Raw genomic sequence first — 18,761 nt, forward strand, 5'->3', positions numbered from 1 at the left:
ATCCTCGGGGACAACCTGATTTTTAGGGATACATACGGACAATGACGAGAAACTTCAAACTTTTGGGAGTTGCGGCAGCAACAGTGTTTGCATGGTTTGGTGCGGAGAATGCGCAGGCTGCGACGAGCACCATCACCGTCGCAGGACAGCAATACAAGTTGTGCGCACAAGAGAACGGCACCTGCAAATTCCTCGGAACTGGCTCGGTGGTGTTCGGTGCAGTGCCGCCCACCTCGCCGTCGGTCATGCTGACGACCCCTGCCACCTTTAGCAACGGCGTCGGATGCTATGTCGGCGCGGTTTCGCAGACAGATCCCGCATACGGTTACGGTAAATCATGTTGGGTGAAGGCGGTTGCCGCGAGCCCAACGCCGGCTCCGACACCCACGCCACCGCCGGCACCGACGCCGACGCCGACGCCGACTCCGACTCCGACACCAGCTCCGGCGCCGACGCCGACGCCGACGCCGACTCCGACTCCGACTCCGACTCCGACTCCGACTCCGACTCCGACGCCAGCTCCCACTCCGTCACCGTCCAGCTCGACCCTCTCGTGCGGCACGCCCACACACACAGCTGGCGGAACCGCGAATGGCGTGATCAGCGCCGACACGCCCACCACCGACGGCATGCGCATTTTCCAGAACAACGCGGCGTTCAAGCTCGCGATTACGACGAACGCGCCGAGCGCGGATACGGTCGTCTGGTCCGTGGCGGACTCGACCGGCGCGATCAAGGCGCAGGGCAGTTTTGCGGTTAGCAGTGGTGTGCAGACCAACTCGATTCCGTGTACGTCGACGTGGTCAGGCTATGGCGCGCTGACGGCGACGCTGCGCTCGAACGGCGGCACGTTGCCCAACACCGGTACGCGTCCGGTGGGCATTGCAACGTTCGGCGTGTTGCCGAACCTGACGTCGGTACTGGGTACCGTACCGTATGCCCATCAGGATCAGCACCGCTTCGGCATGCAGGGCTTCAACGGCAACATCGCCGCGCTGCATGATCTGGGCATCTCGTGGACCATCGACGACCGCGAGGTATCGGCCATGGAACCCAATGGCCCCAACACCTACACGCCGAACGTGAACGACCTCGATCCGTTCTACAAGGCCAACCCTGATCAGATGCGCATTGTGCGTCTCGATGGACTGCCTGCATGGGATTCGAAGACGGGGCAATTCAACGACAGCTACTATGCGCCGTCGAACATGCCTGAGTTCCAGAGTTTCATGGCCAAAGTTGGTACCGATACGAGCCTGATTCGCGCTGCCAACTATCCGAACCAGCAAAGCAACTATTACCAGGTGACGTGGGAACCGAGCCTGGGCTGGGCGGATAGCGACGCGAACTTCGTCGCGATGTACAAGGCCGCGTATCAGGGCATTCACTCGACCGATCCGAATGCCATTGTGATGGGCACCGGCAATCCGTTCCCTTCGAATTGCGACACCTGCACCACCGGCTATCTGCAGAAGTTCGGTGCGCTTGGCCTGTGGAATTACATCGACGCAGTTTCGACGCATGGCTACTGGAATGCGGGCACCTATCCGGCCCATCCGCCGGAATTGCAGGACTCCGATCCGGATCCGGCGAACCAGGCGAACGCGCTCGACAACCAGATGACGCAATTGCGTTCGGTGATGCAGGCGGGTAAGCCGAACATGAAACTCTTCTTCACCGAAGCAGGCACGAGCTACGATCCGGGTCTCAACTACGGCCCCACGGTGCCGTCGCAGAACCAGTTGTTCGCCCACGCTGCGGTTGGCGTGCGGTCGCACATCATTGTGCTTGGCGGTGGCGCACAGTTGACGACGCTTTTCTATGGTCCTGACTATCCGGGCGAAGTGGGATACGGCTCGTTCTTCGATCTGAATGACGCGCAAGGGGCTTACGGTGCGACGAACCTCTCGCCGAAACCTGAAGCGATGGCCTTCGCGACGATGACACGTGTGCTGGACGGCACGAACACATTGGGCCGGGTTACGGGTACGCCGTCTGGAACGTTTGCATATGCGTTCCAGCAGCTTGGCAACGGCAAGGTGGTGACTGCCGCATGGGCGCACAGCAACGCGCAGTGGCCCGCGAGCAGTGGTCTCTATAGCCAGACCTACTCGACGAGCTATTCGCTTCAGGTCGACGGTGCCGGTACGTCGGGCAATGTGACGAAGATCGATGGTTACGGCAATACCAGCACGCTTGCTTACACCAACGGTAAAGTCACGCTGACCCTCACCGAGGTGCCGCAGTACATCGTCTCGAACAACGCAACGGTCGCCAAGGCCAATGCGACTGTTCCGGTCGGGTATACGGGCCAATAAGGCCCGAGTCGTACCGACGCGCCGCTGATGAGAGCAGCGGCGCGTCGATCAATCCGAAGTGGTAGCGGTTGGATGAATTTTGGCGGGATAATCTCGCCACCTTCGGACCGCCTCGCCAACGTGTCATGCCTCGCGGATCGCTACAGCAAACGTCAATTCAAATTACTCCATGCGACGACGCAGATTCTTTGAATCAGTTGGTTTACTAGCAGCCGGGTTATTGTCAAAAGGCGCCAGCGCCGCTTCGCCGACATCGGTGCCTGCCGGACACCCGCCGTTCAAACCGGCCGGCGAGGCAAGCGCCACGCAGGCCGTGCGTCACGCTCTAGGCCGCATCGAAGCGATCGACCGGCGTGGCCCGCGGTTGCGCAGCATGATCGAACTGAATCCCGACGCTATGCAGATCGCGGCCGCGCTGGATGCCGAGCGCCGCGAGGGTAAGCGCCGCGGCCTATTGCATGGCGTGCCCGTCGTTATCAAGGACAACATCGCGACTGGCGACAGAATGGCAACAACGGCAGGTTCGCTTGCCCTCGACGGCATTCGCGCAACCCGCGATGCCGATCTCGTGCGCCGCCTGCGTGAAGCCGGCGTGGTCGTCATCGGCAAGACGAATCTGAGCGAATGGGCGAACATCCGTTCCACGCGCTCGACCAGCGGCTGGAGCGCCCGCGGTGGCCTGACGCGCAACCCCTTTGCGTTGGACCGCAACACGAGCGGATCGAGTTCCGGCTCCGCGGCAGCGGTCGCCGCGGGGTTGGTGGCCATGGCGATCGGCACTGAGACAGACGGGTCGATTGTGTCTCCTGCGTCGATCTGCGGAGTGGTCGGACTCAAGCCGACTGTCGGACGGGTAAGCCGTGACGGCATCATTCCGATTTCACACACGCAGGACACGCCCGGTCCCATTACCCGATCGGTCCACGATGCGGCGTTGCTGCTTTCGGCGATTGCCGGCGTGGACTCGCACGATCCGCAAACGTCGGCGGCGCCTGCACCGGACGACTACCTGCGAGCGTTGAACAAAGACGCGTTGAAGGGCGCCCGGATTGGCGTCGCACGAGAGTTTTTCACGGGCCACGACGAAGTCGACCGGCAGATCGAACTGGCTATTGCGCAACTGCGGCTGCTCGGCGCGGACGTGATTGATCCCGTCGATTTGCCGCGAGTCAGTTACGACAAGGAAGAGCTCTCCGTATTGCTGCATGAATTCAAACACGATCTACCGCTGTGGCTCGATACGTTCGCGCCGCATGCACAGGTTCGTAATCTTGCCGATGTGATGGCTTTCAACAACGCGCATCGCAATCTCGAGCAGCCTTACTTCGGCCAGGAACTTTTCACTCAAGCCCAGGCGCTGGGTGATCTCGATAGCGATGCGTATAAGCGCGCGTTGGCAACGTGCCGTACGCAATCTCGGGACGAAGGATTGGACCGCGTACTCGTTCAGCATGGTCTGGATGCGATCGTCGCGCCGACGGGCGGGACCGCATGGTTGACCGACTTCATCAACGGCGACAGCAGTAATGGCGGCTTCTCGACGCCGGCAGCCGTGGCCGGGTATCCGCATCTGACAGTGCCGGCCGGGCAAGTGCGCGGTTTGCCGGTCGGTTTGTCGTTTGTTGGGCCCGCCTGGACTGAAGCGCGGTTATTGGCATTGGGTTATGCGTTCGAGCAGGCGACCCAGTGGCGCAGAGACCCGCAATTTCTGACGCGGTCCAACGTACCTCCGTTGGTCAGTGCCTGAATTGCCGCCCATTTGCCGCGACTAGTGAAGGGGGGCGAACCCTGATCACTCTCGGGTGTTCGCCTGACATGCCATCAGCTAAGATTATCGACATTGTCGGCTTACACAAGAGAAGCTGAACCGCCATCGGCTTTACGATGGCTTTCACCTGGCTTCCTCAAGTTCGGGGTGAAATCTTGCACCGCTCGCCAAAATCGATACATCTCGCATGGTTCGCCTTGTCTTTCCTGGGCGTGCATGCAGTTTGCCTGATGCTGTTTCGATCCCGGGCGACGCTGGTCACTTATCCGTTCCTCATACTTGCTCCGTCGTTCGCGTTTGCGGCCACCTGCTGGCGCGCCCGCGCCGTGGAGCGGCAATCACGCACGCCATGGATTCTGCTCGCTGCCGGCCTGTTTTTGTGGACCTGCGGCATTGGTCTCAGCGCCTGGGAAGATCTGTTTCAACAGATGCCGGTGGGCATTGCGTGGTTCTCCGACTTTTGCTTTTTTCTCTATGGCGTGCCGATACTCCTCGCCGTCTCGTCCGTTTCAAGCAGACAGCGAATTCCGCTCTTCGTGTGGATGGATGGCATCCAGGCAGTATTGACCGCCTATCTTGCCTACATCACCATATTTACCGTAGTGCCGTTTTCCGACACTGCGCTCAAGCCAATCTCGGCTTCGGTCCTATTGCTGACCTACAACGTCGAGAACGTTGTTCTTGCTATGGCGGCGACGCTGCGTCTTCGTCTTTTGCCACGAGAAAAGGACCGCGGATTTTACAAACTCCTATGCGGCTACTTGTGGATCTATGCGATCGTGGCCGGCGTGTACAACAGTTGGGCCGCCTCTTCAGACGGTCATGCTGTGATCGACGTGATAGTCGACGTTCCTTTTCTGCTATTGGGCGTGGCGTGCATGATGCGCTCACCGCAAGAGAGTGAAGCCGATCTCGATGAAGAGAAGCCGCCCCTCGCCGTTGTCATCGAAAACGGTAGTCCAATTTTTTATACGTTGGCATTGCTCGCGTTGAGCATTCCGCTGATGCGCGAACACTTTTATGTCGGGACGGTTGGCATAGTCACCGCATTAGTCGTGCACACCATACGGACGGCAGCTTTGCAAAGCCGGTTGGTGCGGACTCAGCATGAGTTGCGCGATGCAAGAGACCGCCTCGAAAAGATTGCACTCACGGACGCGTTGACTAATGCGGCGAATCGTCGTTGCTTCGACCAAACGCTCGCACTTGAATGGAACCGCGCGGCTCGCAACCAGCTTCCGCTTGGCTTGCTGCTTATCGATATCGACCACTTCAAGAAGTTAAACGACCGCTACGGCCACCCAACGGGAGACAAGTGTCTCGTTGCGGTTGCAAGCGCTTTGCAAGCGGCTCTGCCGCGCAGTGGCGATCTGCTTGCACGCTATGGTGGCGAAGAGTTCGCCGCGATTCTGCCTGCGACGGACGAAGACGGAGCACGTCTGGTGGCAGCGAAAATGCTGGCTGCCGTCAGCTCGATGCATATCAGGAATGAGACGTCGCTCGGCGACTTTGTGACGGTGAGTATCGGGATCGCTGTTTTCGGCTCGGCCGGTACGGGTTCCGTGCACCAGATCGTTGAGGCTGCGGATCGAGCGTTATATTGCGCGAAAGAACGCGGGCGAAATCGCATCGAATCGATCGGACAACGGGATTTCCAGGGGACCGGATCAGTATAGCGATGGCCGGTAAAACGTGCGGCTGGTTCCTTTTGATACCGCCGGGCACCGGCAGCGCGATGGCTGCGTCGCATACTGTTTCGCCGACATCCGGATATTGTTCATACAAATAGATTTCGGATATCTTATACGAGAGAGTTAATGATCTTTTCTCTCAATTCCGGCACCTCGTTCTGTCTGTCATGGCAGGATCAGCTATCTGGTCTGTCTAACGGCGATTTTTCGCAAAGGGTTTAATTCAGCAAAGGTTTGCGAAAGAATTAAATTCTCTATTGAATTAATGACTTGGGAATCGGCCGGATTTCTATTTCAATAAGTAATCGGCAAAAAAAAGGCCGACACATTGTGTCGGCCGGAAAGACTCTGGCGTCCGAGGAATGCATGCCAGAACCTGAGAGACGTTAATCAGTCAATTTTACGGATCGCGGTACTGGGTGCGGGCATTATTGCCACATACCAGGATTTAACAATTGGGCGGCGTGTTTTCTCAGAACAGGGTTATTTTTAGCCTGCCGACTTCACTGGGGAGTGATCATAAACGAAAAGCTTTGGCCAAGCATAAGGACGTCAAAAAAATTTGTCGATCGGCCTTCGCCCAATCCGACATCGGGGAATGCGGATGTCCGTGTAGGGATTTCCTTAATTGAATTTATTCCGTACTAATGTGATGCCTGATCGCATAGCGAATCAATTCTGAATTATTAGTGATCCCCAGTTTTTGCATGAGGCGCATTTTATGTGTGCTGATAGTCTTCGCACTGAGCGCGAACGCTTCAGCAATATCGTTGATGCTCTTTCCGGCGGCCAAAGCTTGTAACACCTGGAATTCGCGATCGGACAGCATGTCGTGCGGCGGGGTGTCGCCGGAGTGAGTGCCGAAGATCATCGAGTCCACCAGCTTCGGATCGATGAATCTGCCGCCTTCGGCCAGCTTGCGAATCGCGGCAAGCAGGATCTCCGGGTCGCTGTCTTTGGTGAGATAGCCGGTTGCGCCGGCCCGCAGCGCACGCGAGACGACCTGGGCCTCGTTGTGAATGCTCAGCACGAGCACGGGGAGGGCGGTGTACTCGGCCCTGATGCGCCGGATCAGATCGATGCCGCTAATGCCCGGCATGGTCATGTCGAGCAGCAACAGGTCGGGACACCGGGCGCGTAGTTTCTCGAGTACTTCGGCGCCTTCGGCCGCCTCGTCGGCTACGATCATGTCGGTGGTGGTCGCGATGATCTGCTTCAGCCCACCTCGCACGATCGCATGGTCGTCTGCAATGAGGATCTTTATCATGTGCTTTTCTCGTCGGTCCTGAGCGGGATGTGAATAGAGACGGTTGTGCCCGCGCCGGGCGTGCTTTCGATCTGCAACGTGCCGCCAATCAGCCGCGCGCGTTCGCTCATGCCTAGTAATCCGTAGGAATAGCGCCGGCGCGCCGCGGGCAGATCGAAGCCGCATCCGTTGTCGCTGATATGGAGTGTCAATGAGCCGTTGCTCGCGGCGAGCGTGACGTCGACGCGCGAAGCGTCGGCGTGGCGCGCAACATTGGTCAACGAGGCCTGCGCGATACGGAACACGGCCGTTGCATGCGCATCCGGCAGAACCGGTTCGCTGCCATGGATCGACAACTGGCACGGCATGCGATTACGTCGAACGAAGTCGTCCACAAGCCACTCGAGTGCCGACAGGATGCCAAAGTTTAGCGCAGCCGGCCTGAGGTGGCTGGCCACGTTGCGGACCATCCAGATGGTCTTCTCGACCAGCTCACGCATGTCCTCGGTTTTTCTGGCTGCTTCCGAATCGCTGTCGAGCCGCATCCGCAACAACGACACGTCCATTTTCAGTGCGGTCAGCAATTGCCCGAGTTCGTCGTGAATTTCCATGGCGATCCACTTTCGCTCTTCTTCGCGAACCGCCTCCATGTACGCGGACAATTCGCGCAAACGCTCGCGCGATTCGAGCAGTTCCTGTTCGACCCGCTTACGTTCCGTCATGTCCTGAATCGTACCGACCAGCTTGAGCGGATGGCCAGGCCCTTCGTGTGCCGCTTCGGCGTGAAGCTGTACGATGCGTGGCGCGCCATCTCCACCGGTGAGGCGGCAATCGAGAAAATGCGGTTGCCGGTCGGCGATCACCGCTCGCACGGCGCGTCGTACAGCGGCCCGGTCCTCAGGGTGAATCGCCGCGCGCAGCGTGCGATAGCTGGGCCGCACGCCGTTCGGCTCCAAACCGAGGATCCGGTACATCTCATACGACCAGTGCGTCACGCCGGCGGCCGCAGTCCATTCCCAGTCGCCGAGCTTGGCCAGCCGCTGGGCGTTCGCCAGACTGGCTTCGCTGGCGCGCAATTTCTCTTCTGCCTGTTTGCGCGCGGTGACGTCGTTAAGACCGACATAGATTGCCGGGGCGTCGGCAAACGTCGCAATGCGAGCGGTCGCCACGGCCCAGAAGTGCTCGCCTTCCGAATTCCTGAACTGGATCTCGTTGTTGGTGAATCCGCCTTCGTGGCGCAGAAGTTCGACCGCTCTGTCGCGCTCCGTCGGGTCGACATAGAAGTCGCTCATGTAGGTGGTGCCGCAATCGTCCACGCCGAAACCGAACAGCCAGCGGAACGGCCCGTTCATGTAGAGGACCTGCCCGTCGTCCATGGACGTAATGCACAACGGCACCGGGCTCGTCTCGACGATCGTGCGAAAGCGCGCTTCGCTCGCCACGAGTTTCGTTTCGGTCCGTATGCGTTCGTCGATTTCGACCAGCAGACTCGCATTCGCGCGCGCGAGCTGGCCGGTTCGTTCGGCGACGCGGTCTTCGAGTTCGTCGCGCACGCGAGAGAGGGCTTCTTGCGCCTGCTGGCGAACCGCCACCTCGCTCGAGAGACTTTCGTTTTGCGAACGAAGTGCCTTGTGCATGGCACGCAGTGCGAGGTGGGTCCGAATGCGCGCCAACATTTCGGCGATCTGGAACGGCTTGGTGACGTAGTCGATGCCACCCGCCGAAAATCCTTCGACGAGGTCGTCAGGATCGGCGAGCGACGTCATGAAGATCACCGGAATTTCACGGGTCAACTCATTGCGCTTGAGCCGGCGACAGGTTTCGAAGCCGTCTATGCCCGGCATTTTTACGTCGAGCAGGATCAGGTCAGGCTGCGAAAATTGCGCCCGTTCGAGCGCCTCCTCGCCGTCGAGTGCAACGAACACGCGAAAGCCCTTGTCCTCGAGACTATCGGCCACGACACCGATGTTGATCGGCGCGTCGTCCACAACCAGAATGGTGGCCGGCTCCGCCGGGCTCGTTATGTCATTCATGGCTGGCCTTCCTCTCGAGATATTCCTCCGCGAGCAGCAGGATGGCCTTTGACTGATAGCCTTTCACGAGTGCACGCAACTCTGTTGTGAATACCAGATTGCGCTCGTCGAGGGCCGCCATCCTGTCGGCCCATTCGGCGATAGCACGCATGTCGCCGAGACGGGCGAGACGATGCAGCTTGTCGAGTTCGTCATCGGGCAACACGGGGGCGTGCGTGCGCGATGCGTCAGGATGCGGCGAATGAGTCGCCGGCGAGTCAGTCCACTTGAGCGCCAGCAAATCCGCCAGATGGGCCTGCAGCCGTTCGAAGTCGACCGGCTTGGGCAGGAAGGCATTCGCGCCTGCGTCGGTGCTTCGTTTCGCATCGCTCCAGGAAGGATTCGCCGACACGGCAATGATCGGAATATCGCTGTGTCCCGGCAAGCGGCGCAATCTGCGTGTTGTTTCGAGTCCGTCCATTTCCGGCATCAGGATGTCGGTCATGATGAGCGACGGCGCCTCGCTGCGCGCCTTTGCGAGCCCCTCATGGCCGCTGGCGGCCTCGATGGTGTCGAAGCCCAGTTGATCCAGAAGCTCGACCAGGACCGCCCGATTGACGGGCTCGTCGTCGATCACCAGCACTTTGTGGCGCGGACCGGTGTAGCCCGTCACGCGCGGCGCGGCCGGCGTTACCGGGGCGGTGCGCGCCGCGGACACATCGGCGACGGCCGGAGCGAGATCGAACCAGAAGACGCTCCCATGCGCGACCGTGCTTTCCGCGTGAATTTCGCTACCCATTGCGCGCACGAACTGCTGGCTGATCGCAAGACCGAGCCCGGCGCCGCCGGCGCGTCGTTCGGGGGCGCCGGCCTGCTCGAAAGGCTCGAAAATCGCGCCGAGCTTGTCGGCCGCGATGCCGATTCCCGAGTCACGCACGCAGAAGCGCACGGCGCCGGAGGGCGCACGGCTGACTTGCAGGCTGACGCAGCCTGTGTCCGTGAATCTGACGGCGTTCGCCAGCAGATTAAGCAGCACCTGCCGTAAGCGGCGCTCGTCCGCCCGCACAGCGCAGCCCAGGTCGGGGGCCAGCTCGCATAGGAATCGCAGGCGTTTTTGCTCCGCCTTCACACTGATGATGTCGCGGATCGTATCGAGGACGCCCGGCAGCGATACGTCGGCCATTTCGATGCGCATTTTGCCGGCCTCGATGCGCGCGAAATCGAGTGTGTCGTCGATCAGCGTCAGCAGATGCTCGCCGCTACGGTGAATCACTTCGACCGCGTTGCGTTGGCGCTCGCTCTGGCTGCCGTCGCGCAGCAGAATCTGCGTATAGCCGAGGATGCCGTTCAGCGGCGTGCGCAGTTCGTGGCTCATGTTCGCGAGGAACTCGCTCTTGGCCCGGTTGGCGGCTTCGGCAAGGTACCGCGCTTCCCGCTGCGCAGTGGCGTCACGCTCGGCGAGATAGGCGTCATGCAGCCGCGCGCCCATGCTGTTGAACGCGGCGACCACGCGATCAAGTTCGTCTGGCCAGCGCGGCTGGCGGCGCGGCAGGACGAACGGCTTCGGCGCCGCACGGAAGTCGTATTCGCCGACGAGTCGGGCAATCGTGGCGAGATGCCGCGTAACGAGGCGCGAGAAGATGTAGATGGTGAACAGCGCCACGATGAACGTATAGGTAGCCTGACTGATCAGAATGACCAGCGCGGTTTGCGCTAGCGCCTGATAGAGATTGGCAAGCGTCGCTTGCACATAGAGGGTGCCGATCTTCTGCTGGGCGCCGTGGATGCGATAAAAGATCGGAAATTCGCGGGATATCACGGCGCCTGTCCTGCGCTCGCCAGCCGTCACCACCAATGGCGTCGCGCTCGCGCCGGTCTCTCGTACCTCGGCGGCGCACATGTCGGCGAGCCTCAGGATGCCGTTCAGTTGAAGCTGGAGTTCTGTGCGGTTGAGCTGCCACAGACCTTCGCCGAGGCTGTCGCGATTGCTTCGGTCAATATCGGATAAACGTGTTTCGATCAGTTCGACGCCGCGGCTATAGTCGCGATAGAGCTGTAGTGCGGTGAGCAATAACGTGACCGCGCAACTGAACAGCAGCACGGTGGCCAGCAGGCGGAAAACCACGCTGTGCCTGAATCGGCCGGGCGAGACAAAGATTGAACCAACGCTATTCGCCAGCATATTTCCCCGCGAGTGCTGTGATTCTTGTTTGGGTATTCTGCACTCGTCGCCGAATTGCGGTCTATAAGGGGCCGTCGAGGAAGTCCGCCGCGGCAAATGCCGGCACTTGACCCGCTGCCTTCGCGAGCCGCACTCGCGCCCACATAAGGCCGGCACCGTTCGCGGCGGTGGCGCCGCGCGGCAATGGCTCGCCGATGATTTCGCGGGCGTTGCCGATGATTTCGCGCACCAGGGTCGACTCACGAGCACTGAGTTTCGCCGCCTGGAACTGGCACAGATCCGACATGGCATCAGCCAGACGCTTGACCACAACCGTATCGTGACCGGTCAACGGCCAGCAATGCAAAAGATAGGCGAGCGGTACCAGTTTTCTTTCTTCACACCAAAGCTCGAATAGACGTACGCACAGCTCGTCAATGCGTTCGACTGTTTTCTCGCTCGGCAAAAAGTAGTCGTTCATAACGGTGATCCGGCGATGGTATGTAAAGAACCACTTTAAACTCAGCGCTTGAGTGTCGCCGTCAGGTAGTCCGGACTATAGGCTGGTGGTTTCCTGATTTTTGGGTCAGGAAATCCTTAACGCCTATCGTCCCGCGCATCAATGCCGTTTCTTGCCGTCGAACGGATCGAGCCAGAGTTCTTTGCGATCGAGAGGCACCCATGACGGCAGCAGTGGATTCTTCAAATCGATCAGCACGCGGCGCTCGAGATGCAGATCGGCGATGCCTTGCGCGAAGTGTTCGCGGAATAGCGCCTCGAAACTCCCGTCCTTCAGCATGGCTTCGAGGCCGTCGCGAATCCGCTTCGCCAGCAACGGCTCGCTTTGGCTGACATAGAAGAACTGCGCGTACGGGTAGCGGATGAGCAGGTGGGAGTCAATCCTCATATTAGGGTAACTCGGCTGAAAGGCTTTGATTTCACGCGTGATCTCGACTACGCCGCGCGGGAACATGTCGAAGCGGTGGTCAGCCAGCATCGGAAAAAGCAGATCGTAACGGCTGGCAGTGACGAGTGGAACGCCGGCCGCGCGGTAGATCGGGACATCGCCCCAACCCTGGCCCTGGCCAACGCTGAGTGTGCGAAGACCCTGGAGGTCGTGGATGCTGTCGAGCTTAGCCTGCTCGCCTTGATTGATCAGCGCCACGCGATAGCCGAGCAGGCCCCGGTCGATGGGAATCGGCACCGGAATTGCCGAGGCGTCGAGTTCCGGGTGTCCGGGCTCGCTTGCCAGGACGTTGATCAGGCGGCCCGATATCACCTCGTCGATCTCGCGCTGGGCCGACATCGGTGAAAAATACGCGTCGATGACATACGGGCCGTAGGCCGCGACAGTGTGGTTCAGCGCGGAGATAAGAAAGGCCCAGCGGCCCTCCCTCACCACGTCCCCGGACAGGCGAAGAATTCGCACATGGGTGACGACGGCGGTCGACGGGACGGGCGAGCCGGCGCTGCCGAAGGCCGGGCTCAACAAGGCGCCGGCAATGAGGGGGAGCACCACTGATGGTTTGAAGCGTCCGCGGAATCTGGCACGGCGGATTCCATCAATGTGATCGAGGACGGACATGAGTAGCCTGAACCGGAAACGACGGGTAAGCCGCAGTATGGGTTCGAGGGGCGGCTTTGGCCAAATTCAATAAGGAACTGGGCCATCGATCGCAATGAGGTGATGAACAGGATCGTCGCCACAAAGTCGGGGTGCACAGGTCGTATTGATCGGGTTGCCGGGGGCCCAGCAGACCTTGCCACTCTGGCGCTATGCTAGCGGCTTCGGCTACTTCGAGGAGCAATGATGCAACGGACTGCAGGATCGATGATCACGTTTAACCGCCCTGACGGCAAAGACGTTCAGGGTTATCTGGCCAAGCCGCAGAAGCTGGAAGGCGCGCCTGCCATCGTCGTGATTCAGGAATGGTGGGGCTTGAACGACCAGATTCGCGGCGTGGCGGACCGGCTTGCGCAGGCCGGCTATCTGGCGCTGGTGCCCGATCTCTTCCGCGGCAAGTCGACGGTTGAAGAGGCTGAGGCGAACCATTTGCTGAGCGCACTCGATTTCGGCGATGCCGCGACACAGGACGTGCGGGGCGCCGTCCAGTATCTGAAGCAGCACTCGGCAAATGTCGGCGTGACCGGCTATTGCATGGGCGGCGCGCTGACTTGGCTCGCGCTATGCAATATCCCTGAAGTATCGGCCGGGGTGGTGTGGTACGGCTTCCCTCCGCTCGAGTACATCGACGCATCGAAAATCAAGGTTCCGGTGCTCGGTCACTGGGCGACGCAAGACGAATTCTTCCCGGCTGAAACGGTCGACGCATTGGAGTCCAAGCTCAGCGCGGCCAATGTCGACGTCGAGTTCCATCGCTATCTTGCGTACCACGCGTTCGCGAACGAAACGGCAGTCGGGCCGGGCCGCATCTCCAGGACCCAGTTCGATCCGGTCTGGGCGCAGCAGGCCTGGGACCGCACGCTGACCTTCTTCGGCCGCACGCTCTGGAAGTAAGCGGCAAGCGCGGACCCGCATTGAAAGGTGGACGCAAGCCGCGACCTGATCCCGTCAGCCAGCAGCGAGCCCGGTCGGCGTTTCTTATGCCGACCGGCTCTCGCGGCCGGACACCTCATGAAGCATTCCATTGCAAACTCGTGAAGGATGAGGGTGGCGGCGCGCCAATCTGTTTACCTATACTCCCCTCACTCTGTATGTAAGGCAGCCCAATCGCCGCAATACCAACAAGCGCAAACAAAAGCCAACAAGACGGAGCCTCACATGCCTGTAGCGATTCGGAACGCGGCCCTCGTGCTGCTGACATGTTTCACGTTGGGCGGCAGTGCTTATGTGCAGGCCGGCTCCGGTTGCGATGAGGGATGCAAGGCCCGCGGTCAGCTACTCGAACAGCGCGTCACGCTACGGCTCAGCGCCGCGGCGTTTTCGAAACTGCTTGCATCGAACGCATCCGGTCAGCAACTCGCGCAGATCGCCGGTGCGCCCGCTTGCGGGGTGGAGATCGTGACCTTCCGCTACCGCACCATCGGCGGCGCGGGCGAACCCACCACCTCCAGTGGCGCGCTGATGATTCCGGGCGGACGGTCGGCTGCATGCAGCGGGCCGCGTCCGCTGATGCTCTACGCGCACGGCACGACCGCGTACCGCAACTACAACATTGCCGATATCACGCAAACCGATCCGGGCAACGGCGACGGCGTCGGGGAGGGCATCAGCGTGGCTGCCATGTATGCGGCTCAAGGGTATATCGTGGTGGCGACAAACTACGCGGGCTATGCCGGCTCCGACCTCACATACCACCCCTATCTGAACGCCGACCAGCAATCCGCCGATGTGATCGATTCGCTGCGGGCGGCGCGGACCGCACTGAGTGCAGTGAAAGCGGAGAGAAAGACTCGCGAGAACGGCAAGCTCTTCGTTACCGGCTATTCGCAAGGCGGCTTCGTGGCTCTCGCGACGCATCGTGCTTTGCAGGCGGCCGGTGTCAAGGTCACGGCATCCGCGCCGGGATCGGGTCCGTATGCGCTTGCCGCCACTGCCGACGCGCTCATCGAAGGCGAGGTGAACCTGGGGTCGACGCTGTTCACGACCTTGATCGTGACGGGCTATCAACATGCCTACGAGAACATCTACCGCAAGCCCGGCGACTTCTATGAAGCGGCCTATGCCCCGGGCATCGAGAATCTCCTGCCGAGCCTGCAGCCGCTCAATACGCTATTTTCGAAGGGGAAACTGCCCTCGACGCAACTCTTCAGCAGCGTTCCGCCCGCGCCGCAATATGCTTCGATGACACCGCCGACTTCGCCGCCCCTCACCCCGCCCTCGCTGACGCCAGTGTTTGCTGCCGGATTCGGCAACGCCAATCTCGTGCGCAACGCCTATCGGCTGAGTCTTCTGGAAGATGCTTCAGCCAATCCCGATGGCGCGTTTCCCGACAGCACGGTGGCCTTGACGCCGGCCGCGAATCCGATGCATCCGCTGCGCCAGGCGTTCAAGCGCAATGATTTGCGCAACTGGCTGCCGCGCGCGCCGGTTCTGCTGTGCGGCGGCGGCTCGGATCCCACCGTGTTTTTCTTCAACGCTCGCATCGAGCAGGCCTACTGGCAGGACGCCAAAGTGCCGGCAGGGCTTACGTCCGTGCTGGACGTGGACTCTCCGATCTCCGGGCCTAACGATCCGTACGCGCCCATCAAGCAGGGTTTCGCGAGCGCGAAGGCGACGCTCGCGAATCAGGCCGTAGCGGGCGGCGCGACTGACGGCGGCGCCTCGGCTGTGCTTCAGGCCTATCACGGAGAACTGGTGGCGTCGTTCTGCATGGTCGCCGCCCGGGCCTTCTTCACGAACTTTTGAGCGCTGGCATCTGCGGCTATCATGCGCAGACAACGAGACTGCGCAGGGGAAAGCTTTGACCACCGATTCCGTGCCTTGGGACGCGGCGCCTTCGGCGTGCATTTACAGCCACTTTGATACGCACCGCGAAGCGCCGCGCGAGCAACTGCCCGCGTGGCGGGACCGGCTTGGCCACTTTCTCGACGTGCCGATCTCGCGCTGGCAACTGGCCGATGGCTTTAGCGGCACGATCGACAGCTACAAGGCCGCCGATCTGACATTCATGGATTGCCGCACGGACCCGGTTTCGCAGGCGCGATCCGTCGCTCGCATTTCCACCGATTCGGTCCGCCAGTTCGTCTTTCATGTGGCCGTGGAAGGCAGCATCGAGACCGGAACGGGTCTGTATCCGAAGCGCAAAGCGCTGCAAACGAGGCCGGGCATTCTCGCGCTGGATATGAACCAGCCGATGCAGATGGTGCGTAGTGCGTGCCGAGTGCAGGCTTTTTTCCTGCCGCGTGCGCTGGTTGAATCCGTCTTGCCGGAAGCGGAGTCGATTCATGGCAGCGCGATCGAATACGACTCGCCGCTCGCGCGTATGATTCCGGGCCATCTCGCCGACCTTACCCAGAACCTGCACAAGATGAATGGGCAGGAAGCGTATCGCGCGATGCGCACCTGTGCGTTGTTGATTGCGGCGGCCTTCGGCAAGGAGGCGCGTTTAACCGGCAATGCGCGCGCGGCCGCTCGCACCGCTATGTTCGCGACGGCGCGCCGCTATATCGAAGCCAATCTGGGGCAGGCGGATCTCACGCCGGAGAGCGTGCTCGCCGCGTCGCAACTTTCGCGGCCCACGTTGTATCGTCTCTTCGAACCCGAAGGCGGATTGGCCGCCTATATTCGCAACCGGCGGCTGCGTGAGGCGGCAGATGAACTGCATCGCTATCCGGAGAAGGCGATCGTCGAAATCGCTTATGGCGTGGGCTTCAATAGCGCGTCGGATTTCAATCGCGCGTTTCGTCGTGCGTACGAGATGTCGCCGAGTGATTTTCGGGCGTTGACCCGGTAGACGCGGTTTCGCAAAGCCCTATGAGGACAACCAGCCGCGCTCGATTGGCCACGCCAGCAGCTTGCGGTACACCTTGACAAGGCTGCCTGTCACCGTGGCGCCGCCCAGCCGCCACAGCGGCGCGATCAGCAGGAACGCCACGCACGCCACGGCGACGGCGCCAACCATGTCAAGCGGGAAGTGGACGCCGACAAACACGCGCGCCCAAGCCACGGCAAGTCCGGACAGCAGGATCGCCATGCCGTACCGCCTTACTCCGCCCAGCAACAAGGTCAGCGCGATGGTGGCGAAGAGGGTCCCGTGGTCGCTGGGGAACGACGAGTCGGGCGCATGCTCCAGGAACGTATGGCCGATTCCGATCACGAATGGCCGAGGGTGCGGCCAAACCAGACCGATAATCTGACTGAGCCCGAGGGCGAGCATGGCTACGCAAAATGCGCGCACGGCGACTTCACGCTGACGCGCATCGCCGAAGAGCCATATCGCGATCAGCGACAGCGGCACGAGATAAATGACGTAATCGGCAATCATTCGCGCCATGTCGATTTGCCAGGCGGGTGTCGATGGCGTGGCGTTGATCATCAGAAAGAGCGCCTGATTGAACGCTTCGAGTGTATTCATGCGGTGAGGTTTTTGAGGGGCGTGTGATGAATCGTGCCCCCAATCTTAGCGGGCCAGGCTTAGGAGAAGCTTAGGGGCGGGCGGAAGCGATTGACAGAATCGTCCGTCGCCGGGCCGTGTAATCTGTCGATGCATGTCGGCAAACATGCCGCCGGCATAGGCAAACATCAAACGAAACCAGGTGGCGGCTACTGCGGCGGCCGCTATGCTTCAGGCGCAGTGGGCGAGGCGATCGTGATGAACCCGGACGAGCACCGTGACTTTATCGTGCGCACCATGTCGGCCAACGATGTGGCGTTGGCGGTCGAATGGGCCGCAGCGGAAGGATGGAACCCCGGCCTGCACGATGCCGAATGCTTTCGCGCCGGCGACCCTAACGGGTTTTTTATCGGAGAGTGGCGCGGCGAACCGGTTGCCTGCATTTCCGCGATCGCGTACGGCGAGCACTTCGGCTTTATCGGTCTATATATCGTGAAGCCGGCGTTTCGCGGCAAAGGCTTCGGTATGCGCGTCTGGCAGCACGGCATGGACTATCTGGGTAAGCGCAATGTCGGATTGGACGGCGTTGTCGCTCAGCAGGCGAATTACAGGAAGTCCGGCTTTCGGCTTGCGTATCGCAACATTCGCTTTCAGGGTGTCGTTCAGGCATCCGCCCAAAACGTGACGGGTTCGAACATCCGTTCGAACATTTTGAATGCGTCGGCGCTGCCGTTCGAGCAACTACTCGACTACGATCGCCAGTGCTTTCCCGCCGCGCGTGAGCGTTTTCTCGCGACTTGGCTCGGCCAGCGTGACGCCACGGCGCTGGCCGTAGTTCGTGACGGTCAGGTTGCAGGCTACGGCGTAGTGCGTCGTTGCAGAACGGGATGCAAGATCGGTCCGCTCTTCGCCGATAGCGACGAGATCGCGAGCGATCTGTTCGATGCGTTGGTGGCGCGCATGCCGGACGAGGTCATCGTGCTCGATGTGCCGGAGACTAATCCCGCTGCCGTCGCGCTGGCGGAACGGCATGGCATGACAAGCGTTTTTGAAACCGCGCGGATGTATACGCAGGACTCGCCTGCTATTCAAATCGAACGCGTATTTGGCGTGACCTCATTCGAACTCGGGTGAGCGGAGCACACGTCTGCGCCTTTGCGCGCGTTGCCGTCTGGGGGGCGTCTTATGAACCGCAGACGGCAAGTTCATCGTTTGATACGAACGTATGCGCTACTTCCATTTTGAGCCGAGATTCTCCAGTCGGGCTTTCATGAGGTCCTGCGGCAACATGACGACGCGAAACTCGCAGTCGGCGTTGAGCTTCAGAAAAAATGGTTCTGCGAGTGCGGGAATTCCCGACGGTTCATCGAGGTTCACGATGAGTACCGCGCCACGTGTTCCGTTCTGCTCGGTGAAGTAGGCAGCTTCTGGTTTGATGTCTTCAAGTATTCGCCCTATCACTTCGCCGACAGTGCCATCGCGCACTAGCGTGTTAAACGGTTCGTGCGGAATACGTACGTTGAGTAGCATGCGCATGTCATCCTCCTG

15 protein-coding genes are annotated in these 18,761 nt (G+C 60.6%); 7 read left to right on the forward strand and 8 right to left on the reverse strand.

Annotation, left to right across the window (positions count from 1 at the left end; genetic code table 11):
* Positions 1 to 22: 22 nt before the first annotated feature.
* A complete protein-coding gene (locus tag KHO30_RS39155) occupies positions 23 to 247 on the reverse strand; it encodes a hypothetical protein (protein ID WP_244179419.1) in 225 nt (74 codons plus the stop codon).
* Between the two features lie 349 nt (positions 248 to 596).
* On the opposite strand from KHO30_RS39155, the gene KHO30_RS05915 reads away from it, so the two are divergent.
* From KHO30_RS05915 to KHO30_RS05925, 3 genes are all read left to right on the forward strand, one after another.
* The gene (locus tag KHO30_RS05915) at positions 597 to 2,318 is read left to right on the forward strand and encodes a hypothetical protein (RefSeq protein ID WP_244863957.1); all 1,722 of its coding nucleotides are present in this window, start codon (positions 597 to 599) and stop codon (positions 2,316 to 2,318) included.
* A gap of 169 nt (positions 2,319 to 2,487) precedes the next feature.
* Positions 2,488 to 4,065 (forward strand): amidase, encoded by a 1,578-nt coding sequence (locus KHO30_RS05920; RefSeq protein WP_211700322.1) that lies wholly within the window; start codon positions 2,488 to 2,490, stop codon positions 4,063 to 4,065.
* Positions 4,066 to 4,202: 137 nt separating this feature from the next.
* A complete protein-coding gene (locus KHO30_RS05925) occupies positions 4,203 to 5,762 on the forward strand; it encodes a GGDEF domain-containing protein (RefSeq protein WP_200619553.1) in 1,560 nt (519 codons plus the stop codon).
* Between the two features lie 649 nt (positions 5,763 to 6,411).
* On the opposite strand, the gene KHO30_RS05930 is transcribed toward KHO30_RS05925, so the two are convergent.
* The 5 genes from KHO30_RS05930 to KHO30_RS05950 all read right to left on the reverse strand — a co-directional run bounded on the left by KHO30_RS05930 (position 6,412) and on the right by KHO30_RS05950 (position 12,781).
* Positions 6,412 to 7,044 carry a response regulator gene (locus tag KHO30_RS05930; RefSeq protein ID WP_054040705.1) on the reverse strand — a complete coding sequence of 211 codons (633 nt, stop codon included), beginning with the start codon at positions 7,042 to 7,044 and terminating at the stop codon, positions 6,412 to 6,414.
* Entirely contained in the window at positions 7,041 to 9,056 is a 2,016-nt protein-coding gene (locus tag KHO30_RS05935; protein ID WP_200652082.1) for a hybrid sensor histidine kinase/response regulator, read from the reverse strand. Before KHO30_RS05935 ends, KHO30_RS05930 begins: the two co-directional genes overlap by 4 nt.
* Complete coding sequence (locus KHO30_RS05940) at positions 9,049 to 11,160, reverse strand: response regulator (protein ID WP_342345951.1); 2,112 nt, start codon at positions 11,158 to 11,160, stop codon at positions 9,049 to 9,051. Before KHO30_RS05940 ends, KHO30_RS05935 begins: the two co-directional genes overlap by 8 nt.
* A 118-nt stretch (positions 11,161 to 11,278) precedes the next feature.
* Positions 11,279 to 11,677 carry a hypothetical protein gene (locus KHO30_RS05945; protein WP_211700324.1) on the reverse strand — a complete coding sequence of 133 codons (399 nt, stop codon included), beginning with the start codon at positions 11,675 to 11,677 and terminating at the stop codon, positions 11,279 to 11,281.
* A 138-nt stretch (positions 11,678 to 11,815) separates the two neighbouring features.
* Entirely contained in the window at positions 11,816 to 12,781 is a 966-nt protein-coding gene (locus KHO30_RS05950; protein WP_211700325.1) for a hypothetical protein, read from the reverse strand.
* Between the two features lie 225 nt (positions 12,782 to 13,006).
* Between KHO30_RS05950 and KHO30_RS05955 the strand changes: the two genes are divergently transcribed.
* The 3 genes from KHO30_RS05955 (at position 13,007) to KHO30_RS05965 (ending at position 16,613) form a co-directional block, all read left to right on the forward strand.
* The gene (locus tag KHO30_RS05955) at positions 13,007 to 13,714 is read left to right on the forward strand and encodes a dienelactone hydrolase family protein (protein ID WP_093637782.1); all 708 of its coding nucleotides are present in this window, start codon (positions 13,007 to 13,009) and stop codon (positions 13,712 to 13,714) included.
* A 264-nt stretch (positions 13,715 to 13,978) separates the two neighbouring features.
* Positions 13,979 to 15,565 (forward strand): alpha/beta hydrolase family protein, encoded by a 1,587-nt coding sequence (locus tag KHO30_RS05960; RefSeq protein WP_211700326.1) that lies wholly within the window; start codon positions 13,979 to 13,981, stop codon positions 15,563 to 15,565.
* Between the two features lie 55 nt (positions 15,566 to 15,620).
* Entirely contained in the window at positions 15,621 to 16,613 is a 993-nt protein-coding gene (locus KHO30_RS05965; protein WP_211700327.1) for a helix-turn-helix domain-containing protein, read from the forward strand.
* 18 nt (positions 16,614 to 16,631) lie between these two features.
* Here the strand turns inward: KHO30_RS05965 and KHO30_RS05970 are convergent, their stop codons facing one another.
* A complete protein-coding gene (locus KHO30_RS05970; RefSeq protein ID WP_093637364.1) occupies positions 16,632 to 17,234 on the reverse strand; it encodes a phosphatase PAP2 family protein in 603 nt (200 codons plus the stop codon).
* 237 nt (positions 17,235 to 17,471) lie between these two features.
* On the opposite strand from KHO30_RS05970, the gene KHO30_RS05975 reads away from it, so the two are divergent.
* The gene (locus tag KHO30_RS05975) at positions 17,472 to 18,347 is read left to right on the forward strand and encodes a GNAT family N-acetyltransferase (RefSeq protein WP_211700991.1); all 876 of its coding nucleotides are present in this window, start codon (positions 17,472 to 17,474) and stop codon (positions 18,345 to 18,347) included.
* A 96-nt stretch (positions 18,348 to 18,443) separates the two neighbouring features.
* Here KHO30_RS05975 and KHO30_RS05980 read toward each other — a convergent pair whose 3' ends face one another.
* Positions 18,444 to 18,749, reverse strand: a complete 306-nt coding sequence (locus tag KHO30_RS05980) for a panthothenate synthetase (RefSeq protein WP_211700328.1) — start codon at positions 18,747 to 18,749, stop codon at positions 18,444 to 18,446.
* Between the last annotated feature and the right edge of the window lie 12 nt (positions 18,750 to 18,761).

Origin of the sequence: Paraburkholderia aspalathi, from assembly GCF_905220735.1 — a bacterium.
GTDB lineage: Bacteria > Pseudomonadota > Gammaproteobacteria > Burkholderiales > Burkholderiaceae > Paraburkholderia > Paraburkholderia aspalathi.